This is a genomic window from Streptomyces sp. NPDC052114 (assembly GCF_040680155.1).
Classification (GTDB): Bacteria; Actinomycetota; Actinomycetes; order Streptomycetales; family Streptomycetaceae; genus Streptomyces.
In genome coordinates this window covers 1-20,486 of sequence record NZ_JBFAWC010000031.1, presented here as the reverse complement: position 1 = coordinate 20,486, position 20,486 = coordinate 1, and the positions used below count along the sequence as shown (strand labels likewise).

General features: G+C 73.4%; 17 protein-coding genes and 1 rRNA gene. 6 read left to right on the top strand and 12 right to left on the bottom strand.

Annotated features, from left to right (window positions below; genetic code table 11):
• Nucleotides 1-378: 378 nt before the first annotated feature.
• Nucleotides 379-2,190 carry a glycoside hydrolase family 15 protein gene (locus AB0L89_RS39200; RefSeq protein WP_365152515.1) on the top strand — a complete coding sequence of 604 codons (1,812 nt, stop codon included), beginning with the start codon at nt 379-381 and terminating at the stop codon, nt 2,188-2,190.
• 116 nt (nt 2,191-2,306) lie between these two features.
• Nucleotides 2,307-3,965, top strand: coding sequence for a PucR family transcriptional regulator (locus AB0L89_RS39195; RefSeq protein ID WP_365152412.1), 1,659 nt, complete (start codon nt 2,307-2,309; stop codon nt 3,963-3,965).
• A gap of 1 nt (nt 3,966) precedes the next feature.
• Here AB0L89_RS39195 and AB0L89_RS39190 read toward each other — a convergent pair whose 3' ends face one another.
• Both AB0L89_RS39190 and recN read right to left on the bottom strand, forming a co-directional pair.
• A complete protein-coding gene (locus AB0L89_RS39190; protein ID WP_365152410.1) occupies nt 3,967-5,103 on the bottom strand; it encodes a glycosyltransferase family 4 protein in 1,137 nt (378 codons plus the stop codon).
• 669 nt (nt 5,104-5,772) lie between these two features.
• Complete coding sequence (recN, locus tag AB0L89_RS39185) at nt 5,773-7,500, bottom strand: DNA repair protein RecN (RefSeq protein WP_365152513.1); 1,728 nt, start codon at nt 7,498-7,500, stop codon at nt 5,773-5,775.
• 219 nt (nt 7,501-7,719) lie between these two features.
• Between recN and AB0L89_RS39180 the strand changes: the two genes are divergently transcribed.
• Entirely contained in the window at nt 7,720-9,078 is a 1,359-nt protein-coding gene (locus AB0L89_RS39180; RefSeq protein ID WP_365152408.1) for an FtsX-like permease family protein, read from the top strand.
• Nucleotides 9,079-9,143: 65 nt separating this feature from the next.
• Here AB0L89_RS39180 and AB0L89_RS39175 read toward each other — a convergent pair whose 3' ends face one another.
• The 3 genes from AB0L89_RS39175 to AB0L89_RS39165 are packed head-to-tail and all read right to left on the bottom strand — an operon-like array spanning nt 9,144 to nt 11,192.
• Nucleotides 9,144-10,049 (bottom strand): NAD kinase, encoded by a 906-nt coding sequence (locus AB0L89_RS39175; RefSeq protein WP_365152511.1) that lies wholly within the window; start codon nt 10,047-10,049, stop codon nt 9,144-9,146.
• Between the two features lie 11 nt (nt 10,050-10,060).
• Nucleotides 10,061-10,876: a TlyA family RNA methyltransferase gene (locus tag AB0L89_RS39170; RefSeq protein ID WP_365152406.1), complete on the bottom strand. Its 816-nt coding sequence runs from the start codon at nt 10,874-10,876 to the stop codon at nt 10,061-10,063.
• A 7-nt stretch (nt 10,877-10,883) separates the two neighbouring features.
• A complete protein-coding gene (locus AB0L89_RS39165) occupies nt 10,884-11,192 on the bottom strand; it encodes a hypothetical protein (RefSeq protein ID WP_365152404.1) in 309 nt (102 codons plus the stop codon).
• A 42-nt stretch (nt 11,193-11,234) separates the two neighbouring features.
• On the opposite strand from AB0L89_RS39165, the gene AB0L89_RS39160 reads away from it, so the two are divergent.
• On the top strand, nt 11,235-11,582 hold the full coding sequence (locus tag AB0L89_RS39160) for an alkyl sulfatase C-terminal domain-containing protein (protein ID WP_365152402.1): 348 nt from the start codon (nt 11,235-11,237) through the stop codon (nt 11,580-11,582).
• A gap of 4 nt (nt 11,583-11,586) precedes the next feature.
• Here AB0L89_RS39160 and AB0L89_RS39155 read toward each other — a convergent pair whose 3' ends face one another.
• From AB0L89_RS39155 to AB0L89_RS39145, 3 genes are read right to left on the bottom strand one after another with little or no spacing between them, the layout of a single operon-like run.
• Complete coding sequence (locus tag AB0L89_RS39155) at nt 11,587-12,483, bottom strand: ABC transporter ATP-binding protein (protein WP_365152400.1); 897 nt, start codon at nt 12,481-12,483, stop codon at nt 11,587-11,589.
• Nucleotides 12,480-13,508 carry an iron chelate uptake ABC transporter family permease subunit gene (locus tag AB0L89_RS39150; protein ID WP_365152398.1) on the bottom strand — a complete coding sequence of 343 codons (1,029 nt, stop codon included), beginning with the start codon at nt 13,506-13,508 and terminating at the stop codon, nt 12,480-12,482. The genes AB0L89_RS39155 and AB0L89_RS39150 overlap by 4 nt, the downstream gene beginning before the upstream one ends.
• Nucleotides 13,505-14,548 (bottom strand): iron chelate uptake ABC transporter family permease subunit, encoded by a 1,044-nt coding sequence (locus AB0L89_RS39145; protein ID WP_365152396.1) that lies wholly within the window; start codon nt 14,546-14,548, stop codon nt 13,505-13,507. Before AB0L89_RS39145 ends, AB0L89_RS39150 begins: the two co-directional genes overlap by 4 nt.
• A 170-nt stretch (nt 14,549-14,718) precedes the next feature.
• On the opposite strand from AB0L89_RS39145, the gene AB0L89_RS39140 reads away from it, so the two are divergent.
• Nucleotides 14,719-15,552 (top strand): siderophore-interacting protein, encoded by an 834-nt coding sequence (locus tag AB0L89_RS39140; protein ID WP_365152394.1) that lies wholly within the window; start codon nt 14,719-14,721, stop codon nt 15,550-15,552.
• A gap of 25 nt (nt 15,553-15,577) precedes the next feature.
• On the opposite strand, the gene AB0L89_RS39135 is transcribed toward AB0L89_RS39140, so the two are convergent.
• Nucleotides 15,578-16,630, bottom strand: a complete 1,053-nt coding sequence (locus AB0L89_RS39135) for an HAD-IIA family hydrolase (protein WP_365152392.1) — start codon at nt 16,628-16,630, stop codon at nt 15,578-15,580.
• A gap of 71 nt (nt 16,631-16,701) precedes the next feature.
• Here AB0L89_RS39135 and AB0L89_RS39130 point away from each other — a divergent pair, with 71 nt between their 5' ends.
• On the top strand, nt 16,702-17,985 hold the full coding sequence (locus AB0L89_RS39130; protein ID WP_365152390.1) for a DUF1015 domain-containing protein: 1,284 nt from the start codon (nt 16,702-16,704) through the stop codon (nt 17,983-17,985).
• A gap of 96 nt (nt 17,986-18,081) precedes the next feature.
• Here the strand turns inward: AB0L89_RS39130 and AB0L89_RS39125 are convergent, their stop codons facing one another.
• From AB0L89_RS39125 to rrf, 3 genes are all read right to left on the bottom strand, one after another.
• Nucleotides 18,082-18,879, bottom strand: coding sequence for a hypothetical protein (locus AB0L89_RS39125; RefSeq protein WP_365152509.1), 798 nt, complete (start codon nt 18,877-18,879; stop codon nt 18,082-18,084).
• Nucleotides 18,771-20,069 (bottom strand): hypothetical protein, encoded by a 1,299-nt coding sequence (locus AB0L89_RS39120; protein WP_365152520.1) that lies wholly within the window; start codon nt 20,067-20,069, stop codon nt 18,771-18,773. The genes AB0L89_RS39125 and AB0L89_RS39120 overlap by 109 nt, the downstream gene beginning before the upstream one ends.
• A 94-nt stretch (nt 20,070-20,163) precedes the next feature.
• Nucleotides 20,164-20,280 (bottom strand): 5S ribosomal RNA (gene rrf / locus AB0L89_RS39115).
• Between the last annotated feature and the right edge of the window lie 206 nt (nt 20,281-20,486).

Below are 20,486 nucleotides of genomic sequence, written 5' to 3'. Positions count from 1 at the left end.
GGGAGGTGCCGTCGCTGCGGTTCGGGGGTTCTAGGACCACCGGCTCACGGGCTACCAGGGTATCAGCGACGCGGCGAGGCTGCTTCCGGCCACGCTCCGCCACCGGGCGCACACAACACCGTCACGGCACGCGCACACCCGTCGCGACCCCGGTCACACCGCCTCTCACCTGGCGCTCACCCGTTCGGCGGAGCCTCGTTGCCAAGAGGGGCGCACAGATCACTAGGGTGCGTCGTATCCTGCTCGGACACTCGCTGCCGAGCCCCATCCGGCACACGGCATCACCCCGCCTTGCACCCGGAACTAGCGCTCGTCAACGATCACTTGACCGCTGACCAGTAAGCGCCCCGCGGGGCGAACGTGGCCGTTCGACTGGAGATGCACGTGGCCGGGCGCATCGAGGACTACGCACTCATCGGAGACATGCAGACCGCTGCCCTGGTCTGCCGGGACGGCACAGTCGACTGGCTGTGCCTGCCCCGCTTCGACTCCCACGCCGTATTCGCCGGCCTGTTGGGCACCGAGGAGCACGGCTTCTGGCGCCTTGGGCCCGCGCACAACCCGGAGGCGCAGCCGCCGGCTGCCGCTCGCCGCACCTATCGCGGCGACTCCCTGGTGCTCGAATCCGAGTGGGACACCTCACGCGGCACCGTCCGCGTGATCGATTTCATGCCGCCGCGCGACACCGACGCCCCGCAGCTGGTGCGGATCGTCGAGGGCGTGAGCGGCCGGGTGCCGATGCGCTCGGCACTGCGCATGCGATTCAGTTACGGCCGTGTGGTGCCCTGGGTGCACAAGGTCGACGGGCGCACGGTGGCCGTCGCGGGCCCCGACTCCGTATGGCTGGACACGTCCGCCGAGACCTTCGGCAAGGACCTGACCACCTACTCGGACTTCACCGTGGCACCGGGTGACCGGATCGCGTTCACCATCTCGTGGCAGCCCTCCCACAAGGAGCCGCCCGCGCTGCCCGAGCCCGAGGCGGCGCTCACCGCCACGGAGACCTTCTGGCGGGAGTGGGTCGAGCACTGTACGTACCACGGCCCCTACCGGGAGGCCGTGGTCCGCTCGCTGATCACGCTCAAGGCGCTCACCTACGCGCCGACCGGCGGGATCGTCGCGGCGCCCACCACCTCGCTGCCCGAGGACATCGGCGGCTCGCGCAACTGGGACTACCGCTTCACGTGGCTGCGCGACGCCGCCATCACGCTCTCCTCGCTGCTGCGCACCGGCTACCGCGAGGAGGCCCGCGCCTGGCGCGAGTGGCTCCTGCGGGCGGTCGCGGGCGACCCGGACAACCTCCAGATCATGTACGGCATCGCGGGCGAGCGCGAGCTCGGCGAGACGGAGCTGGACTGGCTGCCCGGGTACGAGAACTCCCGGCCCGTCCGGGCGGGCAACGGCGCCGCCCACCAGCTCCAGCTGGACGTGTACGGCGAGGTCACCGAGGCCCTGCACCTGGCGCACATGACGGGCCTGGCCCGCAACGACTACGCCTCGCTGCTCCAGCTCAAGCTGATCCGCTACCTGGAGGACCACTGGGACGAGCCGGACGAGGGCATCTGGGAGGTGCGCGGCCCGCGCCGCCACTTCGTGCACTCCAAGGTGATGGCCTGGGTCGCCGTGGACCGCACCATCAAGCTCATCGAGTCCGGCGACGCGGACGGCCCGCTGGAGAAGTGGCGCGAGCTGCGCGACGACATCCACCGGGACGTCTGCGAGAAGGGCTACGACAAGGAGCGGAACACCTTCACGCAGTCCTACGGCTCCAAGGAGCTGGACGCCTCGCTGCTGCTGATCCCGCAGATGGGCTTCCTGCCGCCGGACGACAAGCGCGTCATCGGCACCATCGAGGCGATCCAGCGCGAGCTGTCCACGCCCGACGGGTTCATCCTGCGCTACCCCACCTCCGGTGACGACGCGGGCGTGGACGGCCTGGAGGGCGACGAGGGCGCCTTCCTGGCCTGCTCGTTCTGGATGGCCGACGACCTCGCGATGATCGGGCGGGTCGACGAGGCCCGCAAGCTCTTCGAGAAGCTCCTCGCCCTGCGCAACGACCTCGGGCTGCTCGCCGAGGAGTGGGACCCGCGCCTGCAACGCCAGGTCGGCAACTTCCCCCAGGCCTTCAGCCACGTGCCGCTCATCGACACGGCACTGCGGCTGACCGCTTCGGGGGCGTACGGGGGCTAGGACCCTCCTGCCGTGGACGGCGACGGGCGCCCGCCCGTCGCCGTCCGTGCGTTCGGCCGCGGCCGTGACCGGCCCGGGATGTGCCCGCGGCGGTCGGCCCCGGTAGCGTCCGCGCCATGGACAGTCACGGCACCCAGGCCCCGCAGGGCACCACCACTCAGGGCGGCATCACCGTGCAGCGGGCGCTGGAACTGCCGGGGCTGCGCGGTGGGCTGCCCGAGGTCGTCGCGGGCGCGGACCGGCTGCAGCGGACCGTGCGCTGGGTGCACGCCGGCGAGGTGCCCAACATCGCCTCGCTGCTCAAGGGCGGCGAACTGCTGCTGACCACGGGGCTCGGGCTCGGCACCCGCCCCGCCGAGCAGCGCGCCTTCGTGCGCAAGCTCGCCGAGCGGGGCATCGCGGCGCTCGTCGTCGAGCTGGGTCCGCGCTTCGCCCGGCTGCCCGCCGCGCTCGTGGAGACGGCGCGCGCGGCCGGGCTGCCGCTGGTGCAGCTGCACCGGGAGGTGCCGTTCGTGACGGTCACCGAAGAGGTGCACACCGAGATCGTCAACGGCCACTACGCGCTGCTCCAGCGGGCCGAGGAGGTGCACAGACGCTGTACGGAGGCGCTGCTCGGCGGGGGCGGCATCCCCCAGGTCCTCGGCATCCTCGCAGAGTTCAGCGGCAACCCGGTGTTCCTGGAGACGGCGGACGGACAGCTGCTGTACGCCGCCGGGGCGGACACCGAGTGCGCGGATCCGCTCCAGGTGTGGGAGGGCCTGCGGGGCAGCGCCGTCGACCGCGAGGGCCCGCCCGCGAGCGCGGTCATCGTCGACGTGCCGGGCGGCGGCCCCGGCGCGGGCTCGGTGCGGGCCCGTCTGGTGCTGCTGGCCGTGGAGTCGGCGCCGCTGCCGGTGCACCGCATCGCGGCGGAGCGGGCTGCGGGCAGCCTCGCGGTGGTGCTGATGCAGGCCCGCCAGGAGGAGGAGCTCGCGGCGCGCGGCCGCGGCGACTTCCTCACCGATCTCGCCGAGGGCCGGATCACCGCCGAGGACGCCCCCGCGCAGGCACGCGTCCTCGGCTTCAAGCCCGGCGCGACGGGCGGCCCGCTGCTGCCGGTGGTGATGCGGATCCCGGACGGACTGCCGGCCGGGGGCGGCTGGGCGGTCCTCGCCCGGGCGGTCGCGGAGGAGCTGGCGTCGGTGGGGGTGCCCGCGCTGCTCGGCGTACGTCCCGTGGAGGGCCGGGTGCCGCTGCTGCTCGGCCTGCGGTCGGAGTCGGAGCGGACCGCGGTGGCCGACCGGGTCGCGGCGGCGCTGCGGGCGGGCGTCGAGCGGGCCGGGATGCGGCGGCCCGGCGCGCAGCCGCCGGTCGTGGTGGTCGGGGTCGCGGGCGGCTGGGCGGCGGCGTCGGCGGGGCTGCGGCACGCGGCGGAGACGGCGACGGCCGCGCAGGGCCTGTCCGACCGGCCCTGGTACGACGCGCGGCGCCTGGACATCGACCTGCTGCTGTGGCGGCTGCGCGACCACCCCGATCTGGCGGCGTTCGTGGACCGCGCGATCGGCCCGCTGCGCGCCCACGACGACCGTGCCAAGCCGCCGCTGCTGCCGACGCTGCAGACGTATCTGGCGCACGCGGGCCGCAAGGCGGAGACTGCGCGCGAGCTGCACCTGAACCGCCAGACGCTGTACAACCGCCTGGCCCGGATCAGCGAACTCCTGGGGACGGACCTGGACGACCCGCAGACGGTGCTCGCGCTGAGCCTGGCGCTGCGGGCCCGCAGGCACGTGCCGTAGCTCAGCTGTACGGCAGCGGCTGGGTCAACTCGTCGTAGACGCTGAGGACTTGGGTGACCGTCTCGTCCTCGGTCGGCCAGGTGGCGGCCTGGGCCTGCCCCTGCTCCTTGAGCTGGGCGCGGCGCACGGGGTCGGCGAGGAGGCGTACGACGGCGATGGCGAGGGCGTGCGCGTCGCCGTAGGGGACGAGTTCGGCCGCGTCGCCGACGAGTTCGGGGACGCCGCCGACCGCGGTCGCCACGAGCGGCACGCGCGCGTGCAGGGCCTCCTGGGCGAGGACGGAGCGGGACTCCCAGCTGCTGGGCAGCACGGCGACGTCGGCGGCCGCGAGGAGTTCGGGCACGTCGTCGCGGCGCCCCACCAGGCGGGCGGGGAGCTGCTCGTCCTCGATGCGGTGCTGGAGGGCGGCCCGTTCGGGACCCTCGCCCGCGACGACGAGCAGGGGCAGCGGGTCCAGGTGGCGCCACGCGCGCGTGGCGTCCAGGAGGACGTCGTAGCCGCGGTGCCGTTCGAGGGTGCCGACGGCCAGGATCAACGGGCGGTCGACGGCGCCGAGTTCGGCGCGGGCCTTGTGCAGGAGGCGGTCGGGTTCCTCGGCGGTGTCCTGGTGGCGCGGCGCAGGCAGGGCGACGGGCGCGAGGCGGGCGTCGCGGGCTCCCCTGCTGCGGGCCCGGTCGACGAGGTCGGAGGAGGTGCCGAGGACCACGGCGGCGGCCTTGGCGACCCGCCGCTCCAGGAGGTGCAGGACGCGGGCGCGGGCGCCCTCCGCGTGCGCGCGGGTGTGCCAGGTGACGACGAGGGGGGTACGGCGCCCGGTGAGGGCGACGGAGGCGCGCAGGGCGGCGTGCAGTCCGTGCGCGTGGACGAGGTCGGCGTCGGCGCAGGCGGCGCGGAGCGCGGCCACGGAGGCGGGGTCGCCGCTGCGGGGCACGGGGACGTGCCGGGCGCCGGTGCCGGTGAAGTCGTAGGCACGGGCGGCCTCTTCGGGGGCGCACACGGTGACCCGCACGCCCCGGGCGGCGAGGCCCGCGGCCAGCGATCGGACGTGCGCGCTGCTGCCCGCGCTGCCGCCGCCGAGGACCTGGACGGTGTGCAGCGGCGTCTGTCCGTGCGGCGAGTGGCTGCTCACGTGGCTCACGTGGCCGGGGCTCCTGGGTATGCGTCGGTCGGTGCTCGGACGGGTCTCGGGCAGATGCTGCGCCAAGGATGCCAGTCCGCACGGGCGTTCCGGCACCGCCGAAAGGTCACTTCCGTATTTGAATGGGCAACTCCGCGACCGGGATCACCCAACCGGGTGAGCCTTGCGAGGTTTGTACGCCGTCTTCCTTTCGTACGTTGCCGTGGCGGGCGCCTCAGGAACCACGCCCCTCCCCGTGGCCGCCGCCCGCCCGCACCGGGCCTGGAGCCACGGTCATCGCTGCCCCGCACCGGGGGTGTGCCCGCCTGCACCGGGGCGGGCGCCTCCTTGATCGCCACCCGGCACCGTGGGCTGTGCCCACCCGTTCCGCCTTGCGGAACGCCTGCCCACAGCGGAGCGGCACGGTCCCGCCCACCGCGGCGCGGGCGCACCGGGCCGCACGCGCCCGACCGGCCCGAGGGGACGTGGGGGTATGTGCGAACGGAGCACTGAGCGGGCGATGGCGTCTTTGGACTTGGGGCGGGGCGCAGGGATGGCGAGTACGCACATACCCCCGCGGCCCCGCCCCACCGACGAAGCAACCGCGCAGACGCCCGCCCAAGGCGCGGGCGCCAACGATGCCCGCCCCCCAGACGGACGAACAGCGCACCGCCCAAGGCGCCCCGCCCGCTACCCGTCCCCCCGAGCCGTAGCCAACAGCTCCTCCGCATGGGCCCGCGCCGTCTCCGAGTCCTCCTGGCCCGCCAGCATCCGCGACAGCTCCCGCACCCGGTCCTCGCCCTCCAGGACCTGGACCCCGGACCGCGTCACCATGCCGTCGTTCGTCTTCTCGACCAGCAGCTGACGGTCCGCGAACGCCGCGACCTGCGGCAGGTGCGTGACGACCACGACCTGCGCCGACTTGGCGAGGCGCGCGAGCCGGCGCCCGATCTCGACCGCCGCCTTGCCGCCGACGCCCGCGTCGACCTCGTCGAAGAGGTACGTCGGCACGGGGTCCGTCCCCGCGAAGACCACCTCGACGGCGAGCATCACGCGCGACAGCTCACCGCCCGAGGCCCCCTTGGCGATCGGCCGGGGCGGCGCCCCCGGATGCGGGGCGAGCAGCAGCTCGACCTCGTCGACGCCCGCGGGCCCGTACGCGACCGTACGCCCGCCGACCTCGACCCCGTCCCCGCCCTCGGGAACCTCCGTACAGCTGATGGCGATCGAGACGCGGGCGTGCGGCATCGCGAGCGAGGCCAGCTCCTCGGTCACCGCCGCCGCGAACCGCGAGGCCGCCTCCTGGCGCGCCTCGGTCAACGCCTGCGCGAGCCCGGCGAGTTCGGCCCGCAGCGCGTCGCGCTCCCCGGTCAGCTCGGCCAGCCGGTCGTCGTCGCCGTCGAGTTCGGTGAGCCGTGCCGCGCCCTCCTCCGCCCAGGCGAGCACGGCGTCGATGTCGGCGCCGTACTTCCGGGTGAGCTGCGTCAGCGCGGCCCGCCGCTCCTCGACCGCGGCGAGCCGCAGCGGGTCGGCGTCGAGGTCGTCGGCGTACCCGGCGAGCTCGCCCGCCACGTCCCCGAGCAGGATGCCGATCTCCCCGAGGCGGTCGGCGAGCGCGGACAGGGCCGGGTCGTGGGACCGTACGGCCTCAAGGGCGCGGGAGGCGCCCGCGACGAGCGTCGAGGCGTCGACGCCCTCGGGGTCCTCGGGGTTGCCGGCGAGGGCCGCGTGCGCGGACGTGGCGGCGGAGGCGAGGGCCTCGGCGTGGCCGAGCCGCTCGGCCTCGGCGGCGAGCTCGACGTCCTCCCCCGCGCGCGGCTCGACGCCCGCGATCTCCTCCAGGCCGAAGCGCAGCAGATCCGCTTCCTGCGCCCGCTCACGCGCGCGCGTGGTGATCTCCTCGACCTCGACGGTGACGGCCCGCAGCCGGCGATAGGCGGCCGTGTACTTGGCGAGCGGCACGGCGACCGCGTCGCCCGCGTACCGGTCGAGGGCGCCGCGCTGCCGGGCGGGCTTGAGCAGGCCCTGCTGGTCGGTCTGGCCGTGCACGGCGACGAGGTCGTCGGCGAGTTCGGAGAGCAGTCCCACCGGCACGGAACGCCCGCCGAGATGCGCGCGCGAGCGCCCTTCCGCCGAGACGGTACGGCTGATCAGCAGCGCCCCGTCGTCGAGTTCGGCGCCCGCCTCCTCCGCGCGCACGGCCGCCGAGGCGTCCGCGGGCACGCTGACGCGCCCCTCCACCACCGCCGACTTCGCGCCGATCCGCACCAGGGCGGGATCCGCGCGCCCGCCGAGCAGCAGGCCAAGGCTGGTGACCACCATCGTCTTGCCCGCACCGGTCTCGCCCGTCACGGCGGTGAAACCTGGCGACAGCTCGACGACCGCGTCGTCGATGACTCCGAGCGACCGTATCCGCATCTCCTCCAACACGGAACAAGACCTTACGAGGTCAGGGGCCCGGTGTGCGACGGGCCCCGGGCCCCTTTGGCGAAGGCGCAGGTCGAGACGGCGCTTCTGACACCGCTGTCACTCGCGGGGGTGGGGTTGTCCCCACCGTGATCCGTCCGGCCCGCCCCAGCAAGATCCACCGGCCCGCCCCCTCGTATCCCGCCGCTCCCCCGGCGCACCATGATCCACATGGCAACAGGACTGGCACAGGCGGCGCTGCGGGCGCACCGACCGGCGTTCGCGGGCACGGCGGTGGCCGCGCTCTTCGCGGCGACCGTGGTGAGCGCCTCGACGATGATGCTCGGCACGACGAGCGCGGACCGCCCCGACGGGCTCTCCGCGGCGGCCCGCAGGCAGATCACGGAGAACGGCGTCGGCGACATGGCCGTCGTCCTCCTGATCGGTTCTGTCTATATGTCGATCTTCGTGGTCGTCTCGACGATGGGCACGGCCGTCGCCCAGCAGCACCGCGAGCTCGCCATGGTCCGCTCCATCGGCGCCAAGCCCCGCCAGATCCGCCGTGCGGTCGCCGTCCAGGCGCTGGCGGCCTCGATCCCCGCGGCCCTCGCGGGATTCTTCCTCGGCGGCCTCGGCGCCCGCTGGTGGCACGCGGGGATGGTGGAGCACGGGCTGCTGCCCGCCGAGGCGGGCTTCCGCTTCAGCTGGCTCGCCCTGCCGGTGTGCCTCGGCGTGGCCGTGGTGACGACGACCCTGGCCGCCCTCCTGTCGGCGCTGCGCTTCTCGCTGCTGCGCCCGGCCCGCGCCCTGTCCGAGGCGGCGACGGGACGGCGCGGGCTCGGCGTCCTGCGGGCGCCGCTGGGCGTGCTCGCGGTCGCGGGGGCGTGCGTCGTCTCGGTGCTCCTGTCGCGGCAGCCCGCGGACGAGGCGAGCGAGGGGGCGTTCCTCGTCCTCATCCTGTTCTGCGCCGGCGCCGGGCTGCTCGGGCCGCGCATCATCGGGCCCGCGGCCTGGCTGGTGTCCGCGCTGGTCGGCCGGTTCGGCCCGAGCGCGCGCCTCGCGATGCTCAACGTCCGCTCGCAGCCCCGCCGCTTCTCCGCCGCGGTCGTCCCCCTCGTCCTGGTCGTCGGCTTCGGACTCACCAAGATCGGCATGCATACGACGGCCCGGCACCACACCGGTTCGGCGGGCAGCACGGGCGAGGTCTGGCTCGACTACGTGGGCACGGGGCTGTACGCGGGCTTCGCCGCCATCGCCGCGGCGAACACCCTCGCGATGATCTCCTTCGAGCGTCGCCGCGACGTCGCGCTGCTGCGGGTCGTGGGCAGCCAGCGGGCGCAGGTACGGGCGATGGCGGCCTGGGAGGCCGTGGTCGTGGCGGGCACGGCGCTGCTGCTCGGCACCGCCATCGCGCTGGGCACGCTGGCGCCCATCCTGAGCACGGCCTTCGGCAGCGCGCTGCCGTACCTGCCCTGGCCCGTGCCGACCGGCGTGGCGACGGGCACCCTGCTCCTGACGCTGCTGGCCACCGGCCTGCCGGTGCGCGCCGTCATGCGCAGGCGCGCGATCTCCGTGGTCGGCGCGACGTAGCCCAGGAGATCAGCACGACGCGCCGCGCCCCAGGAGATCAGCACGACGCGCCACGCCCCACGAGGTCAGTGCGGCGCGCCCCGCCACCCCGACACCGGCAGCGCGAACTTGGCGACGAGCCGGTCCGTGAACGACGCGTGGTGCAGCCGCGCGAGTCGCACCGGCACCTCGCCCCTGCGCACCTCCACACGGGCGCCGGAGGGCAGTTCCAGGGTCCGCCGCCCGTCGCACCACAGCACCCCGTTGGGGGCCTGCGGCTGGACCTCAACGGCGAGCACGGTGTCCGGGGAGGTCACCAGCGGCTTGGCGAACAGGGCGTGGGCGCTGATCGGCACCATCAGCAGCGCCTCGACCTCCGGCCACACCACGGGCCCGCCCGCCGAGAACGCGTACGCCGTCGAGCCGGTCGGCGTCGCGCACACGATGCCGTCGCAGCCGAAGCCGGTGACCGGCCGCCCGTCGATCTCCAGGACGACCTCCAGCATCCGCTCGGGCGACACCTTCTGCACGGCCGCCTCGTTCAGCGCCCAGTCCCGGTGCACGACATCGCCGTTGCGGTGCACGACGACGTCGATCGTCATGCGCTCCTCGACCTCGTACGCCTTGGTGACCACCCGGTCGACGACCTTGTCGAGGTCGTCGCGCTCCGCCTCCGCGAGGAAGCCCACGCGCCCGAGGTTGACCCCGAGCATCGGCACCCCGGAGGCCCGCGCGAACTCCGCACCGCGCAGCAGCGTCCCGTCACCGCCGAGGACGACGATCAACTCGCAGTCGTCGATGCACTCGGCCGTGGCCTCCTTGACCGTCTCGACCTCGTCGGGGAGCGGCAGATCAGCGGCCTCCGCCGCCAGGACCCGCACGCCGAGGCCGCTGCGCAGCAGCCCCTGGACGACGAGTTCGGCGCTGCGGATGGCCGCGGGCCGTCCGGTGTGCGCGAGCAGGAAGACGGTACGAGCTCGGGTCTGGGTCACTCGGGTCTGGGTCAACGGGGCCCCTCCGCCACGGCACGGTCAACGTCCGCCGGGTCCAGCTCATCGGCCCCGGCGCGCAGCCACAGAAAGTACTCGACATTTCCGGAAGGCCCTGGCAGCGGGCTCGCGGTCACCCCGCGCACCCCGAGGCCGAGCCCCCACGCCTGGCGCGCGACGCCGCACACGGCCTCGGCCCGCAGTGCGGCGCTGCGCACCACGCCGCCGCTGCCGAGCCGCTCCTTGCCGACCTCGAACTGCGGCTTGACCATGAGCACCAGGTCGGCGTCGGGGGCGGCGCACCGCACGAGGGCGGGCAGCACCAGGCCGAGCGGGATGAAGGAGAGGTCTCCGACGACCAGGTCGACGGGGATGCCGTCGATGGCGTCGAGCGTCAACTCGCGTACGTTCGTACGGTCCTTCACGGTGACCCGGTCGTCGCTCTGCAGCGACCAGGCGAGCTGGCCGTAGCCGACGTCGACGGCGACGACGTGAGCGGCGCCGGCGCGCAGCAGCACATCAGTGAAGCCGCCGGTGGACGCGCCCGCGTCGAGCGCGCGCCGCTTCTCCACGACCAGGCCCTGCGGCACGAAGGCGGCGAAGGCGCCCGCGAGCTTGTGCCCGCCGCGCGAGACGTAGTCGGGGTCGCCGTCGTCCTGCGAGACCACGATCGCGGCGGCCGTCTCGACCTGCGTCGCGGGCTTGGTCGCGACGGTCTTGCCGACCGTGACCCGGCCTGCGGCGATCAGCTGGCTCGCGTGCTCGCGCGAACGCGCGAGCTTCCTGCGGACCAGCTCGGCGTCGAGGCGGCGTCGTGCCACTCCTGCCACGTTCGGTTCAGCTCCTGTTGTACGAAGGTGTGGGGGCCGCGGCGGGGGCCGGCGGGCCGGGGCGTGCGTCGAGCGCGGTCAGCACGTCGCGCAGGCCCTGGTGTACATCCTCGTACACCTCGACGTGGCCGTCCGTGGCGAGGTGGTCGGCGTCGCCGAGCCGGGCGAGACGCTCGTCCACCTCGGCGTTTCCGGTGGGCGTGCGCTCGACGCCCAGGGGCGCGGGGGCGGCGGGGTCGTACGACGGTTCGCCCGGAACCTGAGGCTCCGGCTCCACCGCCTCCCCCTCTTCGGGGCCCGCGTAAGAGTCGCTCATGGCACGACGCTACCCCGAAGCGCTGGGGTACCGTCGATCACGATGGCGACCATGGCGGAGTGCCGTACCGCACTCGACAGACTCTCGGACAACCTCGCGTCGGCCGACGGCGACGTGCGCAGCGCCGCTGCCCTGAACCGCTCGCTGAGCTGCCACGTCACCGACCTCGACGCCACCTTCACGGGGCGTCTGGAGAACGGCCGGATCGCGGTGCACGACAGCCGCCCGGGCCCGCCCCGCGAGAGGGCCGAGATCCGTCTTGCGATGACGGGCGACGACCTGGTCGCCATGGTGGCGGGCGAGCTCAACTTCGCGAAGGCGTGGGGCTCCGGCCGGGTCAGGCTGGAGGCGGGCTTCCGGGACCTGCTGAAGCTCAGATCGCTGCTCTAGCCGCTCAGATCGCTGCTTTGGCCGCTCCGCTCGCCGCATCGGTCGCTCCGCCCGCGGACCGGCCCCGCCCCGAGCGCCCCGCCGGGATCACCAGCGGCGTCCCCGTCTCCGGGTCCTCGATGATCCGGCAGTCGATCCCGAAGGTCTCCTTGACCAGCTCCGCCGTGACGATGTCGGAGGGCGCGCCCTCGGCGATCACCGCGCCGTCGCGCAGGGCGATGAGGTGCGTGGCGTAGCGGGCCGCGTGGTTCAGGTCGTGCAGGACGGCCACCAGCGTGCGCCCCTGCTCCTCGTGGAGCTCGGCGCACAGGTCGAGGACGTCGAGCTGGTGCTGGATGTCGAGGAACGTCGTCGGCTCGTCGAGGAGGAGCAGCGGCGTCTGCTGGGCGAGCGCCATCGCGATCCACACGCGCTGGCGCTGCCCGCCGGAGAGCTCGTCGACGTAGCGCTCGGCGAGCTCGCGCACGCCCGTCGCCTCCATCGACTCGTTCACGATCCGCTCGTCCTCCGGCGACCACTGCCGCAGCAGGCCCTGGTGGGGGTAGCGGCCGCGCGCGACCAGGTCGCCGACCGTGATGCCGTCGGGCGCGACGGACGACTGCGGCAGCAGGCCCAGCGTCTTGGCGACCTTCTTCGCCGGCATCGACTGGATGACGTTCCCGTCGAGCAGCACCCGCCCGGCGGACGGCTTGAGCATCCGCGACAGGGCGCGCAGCAGCGTGGACTTGCCGCAGGCGTTGGGGCCCACGATCACGGTGAAGGAGTTGTCGGGGATCTCGACGGACAGCTTCGACGCGATGACGCGCTGGTCATAGCCGAGGGTGACGTCGTCGGCGATGAGCCGGTTCACAGCAGCACGCTCCTGGTCGTGGGGTGGTACGGGTTCGCGGCGGGGACTCATATCCGCCCCGCCTTGCGCTGGGTGACGAGCAGCCACAGCAGATAGCCGCCGCCGAGCACGCCGGTGACGACGCCGACCGGCAGCTGGTCCGCGCCGAAGGCCCGCTGCGAGGCCCAGTCGGCGACGACCAGGAGCGTGGCGCCCATGAACATCGCGGGCATCAGGTTGGGTCCCGGGGAGCGCGTGAGGCGGCGCGCCAGCTGCGGCGCGGTGAGCGCGACGAAGCTGACGGGGCCCGCGGCGGCGGTGGCGGCAGCGGTGAGCAGCACGGAGGCGACCAGCAGGACGAAGCGGGTGCGCTCCACGCGTACGCCCAGCGAGTTCGCGACGTCGTCGCCCATCTCCAGCATCCGCAGCGACCGCCCGTACACGAGCACGACGGGCACGAGGACGGCGCAGAGCACGAGCAGCGGCCAGACCTGTTCCCAGTCCCGGCCGTTGAGGGAACCGGTCATCCAGACCACCGCGCGGGCGGCGTCGACGAAGTCCGCCTTGGTGAGCAGATAGCCGTTGATCGCCGTCATGAACGCGGAGACGCCGATGCCGACCAGGACGAGGCGGTAGCCGTGCACACCGCGCTTCCAGGCGAGCAGATAGATGGCGAGGCCGGTGACCAGGCCGCCGACGAGGGCGCCTGCCGCGACCTGGAGCGCGCTGCCCTGGAACAGGACGATCATGCCGAGCGCCCCGGCGGTCGAGCCCTGGCCGAGGCCGAGCACGTCCGGGCTGCCCAGCGGGTTGCGGGCGATGGACTGGAAGAGCGCGCCGCCGAGGCCGAGGGCCGCGCCGACCAGCAGGCCGACCAGGACCCGCGGCAGGCGCAGTTCGTTGATGATGAACTCCTGGCCCGCGTCGCCGTTGCCGAGCAGGGTGCGCAGGACGTCGGCGGCCGGGATCTCGAAGTCGCCGGTGCCGATGAGGACGACGCTCGCGACGAGCGCGGCGACGGCGAGCAGGGTCACGACGACGGCCGTGCGGACGTCGAGGCGGACGGAGAGGCCGCCCCGGGTGCGGATCGCCTTCACAGCTGGGCCACCTTCCGCCGCCGGACGAGAAGGATGAAGACCGGCGCGCCGATGACCGCGGTCACGATGCCCACCTGGAGCTCCGAGGGCCGCGCCACCACGCGCCCGACGACGTCCGCACCGAGCAGCAGCACCGGCGAGAGGACGGCCGCGTACGGCAGGATCCAGCGCAGGTCGGGCCCGGTGAAGGAGCGCACGATGTGCGGCACCATCAGGCCGACGAACACGATCGGCCCGCAGGCGGCGGTCGCGGCCCCGCACAGCAGCGTCGCCGCGGCCATGGACAGCGCGCGGGTGCGCGTCAGACGGGCGCCGAGCGCGCGGGCGGTGTCGTCGCCCATGGCCATGGCGTTCAGCGGCCGGGCCAGGCCCAGCGCGATCACGGTGCCGATCACGAGGAAGGGCAGCACCTGCTTGATGGTGTCCATGTTGGCGGAGGCCAGGGAACCGACCGTCCAGAAGCGCATCTTGTTGAGCGCGGCGCCGTCCATGATCATGACGGCCTGCAGATAGCCGTAGAGCGCCGCGCTGATCGCCGTGCCGGCCAGCGCGAGCCGCACCGGTGTCGCGCCGCGCGCGCCGCCCAGGATGTAGAGCAGCAGGCCGACGAGGAGGGCGCCGACGAAGGCGAACCACACGTAGCCGCTCAGCGAGGTGACGCCGAAGAAGCTGATCGCGCTGACCACCGCGGCCGAGGCGCCGAGGTTGATGCCGAGCAGTCCGGGGTCGGCCAGCGGGTTGCGGGTGAGCGCCTGGAGGACGGCGCCGGACAGGCCGAGCGCGACCCCGGCGAGCAGTCCGAGCAGGCTGCGCGCGAGCCGCTCCCCGACCACGACGTCGTCATACGTCCCCGTGTCCTGGAACAGCCCGTGCCAGACCTGGTCCAGGGACATCGATTTGGCGCCGACCGCGATGCTCGTGAGGAAGACGAGCAGCAGGACCGCCAGAGCGGCGAGCAGCCCGATGCTGCGTATCGCGCGGCGCTTGGGGGGCGCGGGAGCGGTCTCCGCGCCGGGTTCTGGGGGACTGTCGACCAACACCAGGTTAGGTTAGCCTACCCTCCTAGTTCACTTCGACGGTCCCCGCTCCCCGCCGTCAGGGCCTACCGGGCCATGCCCCGGTAGATGGAGGAGCGCCACAGCTACGCCGGATACGCCCCGTCCCCCGAGCGGCTCGCCGCCGCCGTCGAGAAGTCGAAGAGGCTCAAGCGATGACCGAATCCCCCTACCAGTTCTTCGACGCCCGGGTCCTGCGCACCGAGCACGTCACCCCCGCCATGATCCGCGTCACCCTGGGCGGCCCCGACCTGTCCCGCATGGCCACGGCCGGCCGCGACCAGCGCATCAAGATCTTCCTGCCGCACCCGGGCCAGGACTCCCCGGTCATGCCGGACACCGACACCGGCGACGCCACCGACTGGTACGCCGCCTGGTGCGCCCTCGACCCCGCGGTACGCGGCATCATGCGCACGTACACCACCCGCGACCTGCGCCGCGACCCCGACGAGCTGACCGTCGACTTCGCCGTCCACGGCGCGGCCCCCTCCCCCACCGACGGCCCGGCCACCAGCTGGGCACGGACCGCGCGGCCCGGCGCGCGCATCGGCGTCCTCGCCCCCGTCGAGGAGGAGAACGGCGCGTACGACTTCCGGCCGCCGCACGACACCGACTGGCTGCTCCTGACCGCCGACGAGTCGGCGCTGCCCGCCGTCGCCAACATCCTCGAAATCCTGCCGCCCGGCCTCCCCACCCGCGTCTGGGTCGAGCTCCACGACCTCGCCGACCGCCAGCCCCTGCCCACCAAGGCCGACACCGAGATCCACTGGCTCACCGAGGAGGGCGCCACCACGGACGCGATCCGCGGCGCGGCCCTCCCCGAAGGCACCCCCTACGCCTGGGTCGCCGGCGAGTCCGCGACCGTCAAGGCCGTCCGCCGCCACCTCGTCGGCGACCGCGGCATCGACCGGAAGCGCGTCACGTTCTCCGGCTACTGGCGCAAGCACACCACCACCGACGAACTGATCGAACGCAACGAGAGCGCCTGAACCGGCGCCCCCGCCCGCCCCGTCCTCACACCCCGAGCCGTGCCAGCGCCTTGTCCGCGTCCAGCGTGCAGACCCCGTCCCCGGCATCGGTCCAGGCCGCGGCGCACAGCGCCCGCAGCCCGTCCATGGCCTCGCCCTCGCCGTCCAGCGCGAGCGCACCGCCCCGCACCGAAGCGGTCCACCCGCCACAGCCGAACCCGCCGTCCACGGCGGTGACTTCGGGTTGCCCGGTGAGCATCCCGCGCAGATCCGCGTCCACGTACGTCGGCCGGTGCTCGGGCGGTGCGGCCAGCAGCTGCGCGCCGTCGGTGACACCGGTCAGGACGAGCAGCGAGTCCACCCCGCCGTTGAACGCCCCCTCGATGTCCGTGTCGAGCCGGTCGCCCACCACCAACGGCCGCCGCGCACCCGTCCGCAGGATCGTCTCGCGGTGCATCGGGGGCAGCGGCTTGCCCGCCACCTGCGGCTCGGCGCCCGTCGCGATGCGTACGACCTCGACGGCCGCGCCGTTGCCCGGCGCGATGCCCCGCCCGCTCGGAATCGTCAGGTCCGTGTTCGACGCGAACCACGGCACCCCGCGCGCGATCGCGTAACAGGCCTCCGCGAACCGGCCCCACGCCATGTCGGGACCGCCGTACCCCTGCACGACCGCAGCCGGATCGTCGTCCGCCGAATCCACCGGCTCAAGACCCCGCTCGCGCAACGCGACCCGCAGCCCCTCGCCGCCGATCACCAACACCCGCGCCCCCGCGGGCACTTGCTCACTGACCAGGCGCGCCGCCGCCTGCGCCGACGTGATCACGTCCGCGGCGCCGGTCGGGATCCCGAGCTCCGTCAGATGCTCCGCCACCGTGTCCGGCGTGCGCAGCGCGTTGTTCGTCACGTACGCGAGATGCATGCCGCCCGCCCGCGCGCTCGCGAGCGAGTCGACGGCGTGCGCGATGGCCTGCCCGCCCGCGTACACCACCCCGTCCAGATCCAGCAGAGCCGTGTCATAGGCCTCGCTCAGCGCCCGCGCACCGGCCCCCGGACACGTCCGGACGCTCCGACCTGCACTGGGGTCCGCGGTCTGGCTCATTACACATCTCTCCTCGCTCGATCTCACCCCCCGATCATCGCCTACACGGCTCGCACACATACGATGCCCCAATGAATACAGCGGGTCACACGGACGCCCACGGCCTCGACCTGATCCCCTTCCGGGGGGTGCGCTACATCCCCGAGCGGGTGGGCAGCCTCGCCGCCGTGACGTCGCCCCCGTACGACGTGGTCGTCCGCCCCGACGGGCTCCTCCACCTGGAGTCCGCCGACCCGCACAACATCGTCCGGCTGATCCTCCCGCAGGCCACGACCCCGGCCGCCCGCAACCAACAGGCCGCGGACACCCTGCACAGCTGGCTCGCCGAGGGCATCCTCGCCCCCGACGCCGAGCCCAGTCTCTACGTATACGAACAGCGCAACAGCGACATCCTCCAGCGCGGCATCATCGGCGCGCTCCGCCTCTCACCGGCCGAGGACGGCGTCGTCCTGCCCCACGAGGACGTCATGCCCCACGTCGTCGAGGACCGCGCCGCCCTGATGCGCGCGACCTCCGCCAACCTGGAGCCGCTGCTCCTGACGTACCGCACCGACAGCGAGGCCGAGCCCACCGGCGCGGGGTCCGTGCTCGAACGGACCGTCCGGCGCGAGCCCCTCCTGTCGACCACCACCGAGGACGGCTTCCACCACCGCCTGTGGTCCGTGACGGATCCCGCGGAGCTCGCCGAGATCCAGTCAGATCTCTCCCGCCACCAGGCCCTGATCGCCGACGGCCACCACCGCTGGGCGACCAACCTGCGCGTGCGCGCCGAGCACCCCTCCCCCAGCGCCTGGGACTACGGCCTGGTCCTGCTGGTGGACACCGCCCGCTATCCGCTGCGGGTCCGCGCCATCCACCGCTATCTGCACCGGCTGCCGGTCGCCGACGCGCTCGCGGCCCTCGGCGACTCCTTCCGCGTACGCACCGTCGAGGGCCCGCTCGACCACGCGCTGGACGCCCTGGCCGAGGCCGCCGCCAAGGGCAACGCCTTCGTCCTCGTCGGCGACGGCTCCTTCCACCTCGTGGACCGCCCCTCCCAGGCCCTCCTCGACCGTACGATCCCGGGCGAGTACCCCGAGGCCTGGCGCACCCTGGACGCGACGGTCCTGCACGCCACCCTGCTCGACCACGTCTGGCGGATCCCCGACACCCCGGACCACATCGCGTACATCCACGACACGGCGGCGACCGTCGAGAAGGCGGAGCGCGACGGCGGCACGGCGGTCCTGATGCACCCGGTCCGCGAGGAGGTCGTGCGCGAGCTGGCCCAGCAGGGCGTCACGATGCCCCGCAAGTCGACGTCCTTCGGCCCCAAGCCCGCCACGGGCCTGGTGCTGCGCGACCTCTCCTTCTGATCCTTCCTTCCCTCCGCATACGCGGGAACGGGCGGCCCCCTCCAGGGAGCCGCCCGTTCCGTCTTCCGCGTGCCGATGACTCGGCGATCTCAGCGATCAGCGCTCGTCCGCGTCCTTGCGCTCGTCCGCGTCCAGGTCGGCGTCGACGTCCTCGTCGGCATCGGCGTCCTCGTCCGAGGCCACCGGCGCGAGAGCCTTCTCCTCGTCCTCGTCGTCCACCAGAGCGTCGACGAACTCGACGCCGTCCAGCTCGGCGAGCCGGTCGGAGGCGTCGGTGCTGCCGTCCTTGTCGGACTCGACGACCTTCGCGAACCACTCGCGCGCCTCGTCCTCGCGGCCCGCCGCCAGCAGCGCGTCGGCGTACGCGTACCGCAGCCGCGCGGTCCAGGGCTGCACGGAGTTCGAGGCCAGCTCGGGGCTCTGGAGGGTGACGATGGCGGCGTCCACCTGGTCCATGTCGCGGCGGGCCCCGGCGGCGACGAGCCGCATCTCGACCTGCCCCGCCTTGTCCAGCTTCTGCACCTCGGGCGCACCGGCCATCTCAAGGGCCTTCTCGGGCCGGCCGAGCCCGCGCTCGCAGTCCGCCATGACGGGCCACAGCTCGACGCTGCCGGTCATCCGGCGCGCGGCACGGAACTCGGCGAGGGCCTCGCTGTACTTCTGGTTCGCGTACGCGGCGAAGCCGGCGGCCTCACGCACGGCGGCGACCCTGGAGGCGAGCCGCAGGGCGACCTTCGAGTAGGCGTACGCCTGCTCGGGCTCCTCGTCGATCAGCTTGGCGACCATCACCAGGTTCTTGGCGACGTCCTCGGCCAGACCCTTGGGAAGGCTCTGCAGCTCCTGCTGTACGTCCTTGTCGATCTCGTACCCGGTGACGTCCTCCGGGATCGGCAGCCGCTTGATGGGCTCGCGGTCACGGTCGCGGTCGTCGCGTCCGCCGCGGTACCCGCCACGGTCGCCGTCACGCCGGTCGTCCCGCCCGCGGAACCCGCCGGGCCGCCCGCCCCGGTCGTCCCGACGCGGCCCGCGCCCGCGGTCGTCGCGCCCACGGAACCCGCCGCCACCACGGTTGTCATCGCGCCGGTCATCGCGACCCCGGAAGCCACCGCGGTCACCGTCACGGCGGTCATCGCGCCGGTCGTCACGGCGGTCATCACGGCGGAACCCACCACGGTCGTCGTCACGACGGAACCCACCACGGTCACCGTCGCGCCGGTCGTCACGACCCCGGTAACCACCACCACGGTTGTCATCACGGCGGAAGCCACCGCGGTCGTTGTCACGGCGGTCGTCGCGCCGATCGTCACGGCGGTCATCACGGCGGTCATCACGACGCGGCCCACCGGACCGGTCGTCACGACGGAAGGGAGGACGCCCGCCCTCACGGTCGTCGCGCCCACGGAACCCGCCGCCACCACGGTTGTCATCGCGCCGGTCATCGCGACCCCGGAAGCCACCGCGGTCACCGTCACGGCGGTCATCGCGCCGGTCGTCACGGCGGTCATCACGGCGGAACCCACCACGGTCGTCGTCACGACGGAACCCACCACGGTCACCGTCGCGCCGGTCGTCACGACCCCGGTAACCACCACCACGGTTGTCATCACGGCGGAAGCCACCGCGGTCGTTGTCACGGCGGTCGTCGCGGCGGTCGTCGCGCCCGCGGAAGCCGCCACCACCACGGTTGTCGTCGCGGCGGAATCCGCCGCGGTCGCGGTCGTCACGGCGGTCGTCCCGGCGGAAGGCGGGCCGGTCATCGTCCCTGCGGAAGCCACCGCGGTCGTTGTCACGACGGTCGTCACGACGCGGTGCGCCGGACCGGTCGTCGCGACGGAACGGCGGACGCCCACCACGGTCACGGTCGCCGCCGTCACGGCGGTCGTCGCGACCCCGGTAGCCTCCGCCGCGGTTGTCGTCGCGGCGGTCGTCACGCCCGCGGTAACCACCGCGGTCGTTGTCGCGGCGAGGAGCCCCGCGGTATCCGCCCCGGTCACCACCGTCCCGGCGGCGCTGCTCGCGCTCCGGACGCTCGTCGGGAGAGTTGGTGGACATCGGTGACTCCTAGTCTTCGGTACCGCAGTCATTCTTGCGCAGCATGGGTGCCGGCGCGCTTCGGCAAAAAACAAAAGGACCCCTGGTCCCAGCGTGAACGCTGGGACCAGGGGTCCTCCAAAAATTGTTCGGCGGCGTCCTACTCTCCCACAGGGTCCCCCCTGCAGTACCATCGGCGCTTTGAGGCTTAGCTTCCGGGTTCGGAATGTAACCGGGCGTTTCCCTCACGCTATGACCACCGAAACCCTATGAAATATCCAGCAGATCAAGATCGGCCGGATCTCAAACAGGGCAGCGAACAAGCACACTCTTCAATTAAGTAGTGACGCTGTTCAGCCGACACAACTGTTCGTTGTTTCAGAACCAACACAGTGGACGCGAGCAACTGAGGACAAGCCCTCGGCCTATTAGTACCAGTCACCTCCACCCGTTACCGGGCTTCCAGATCT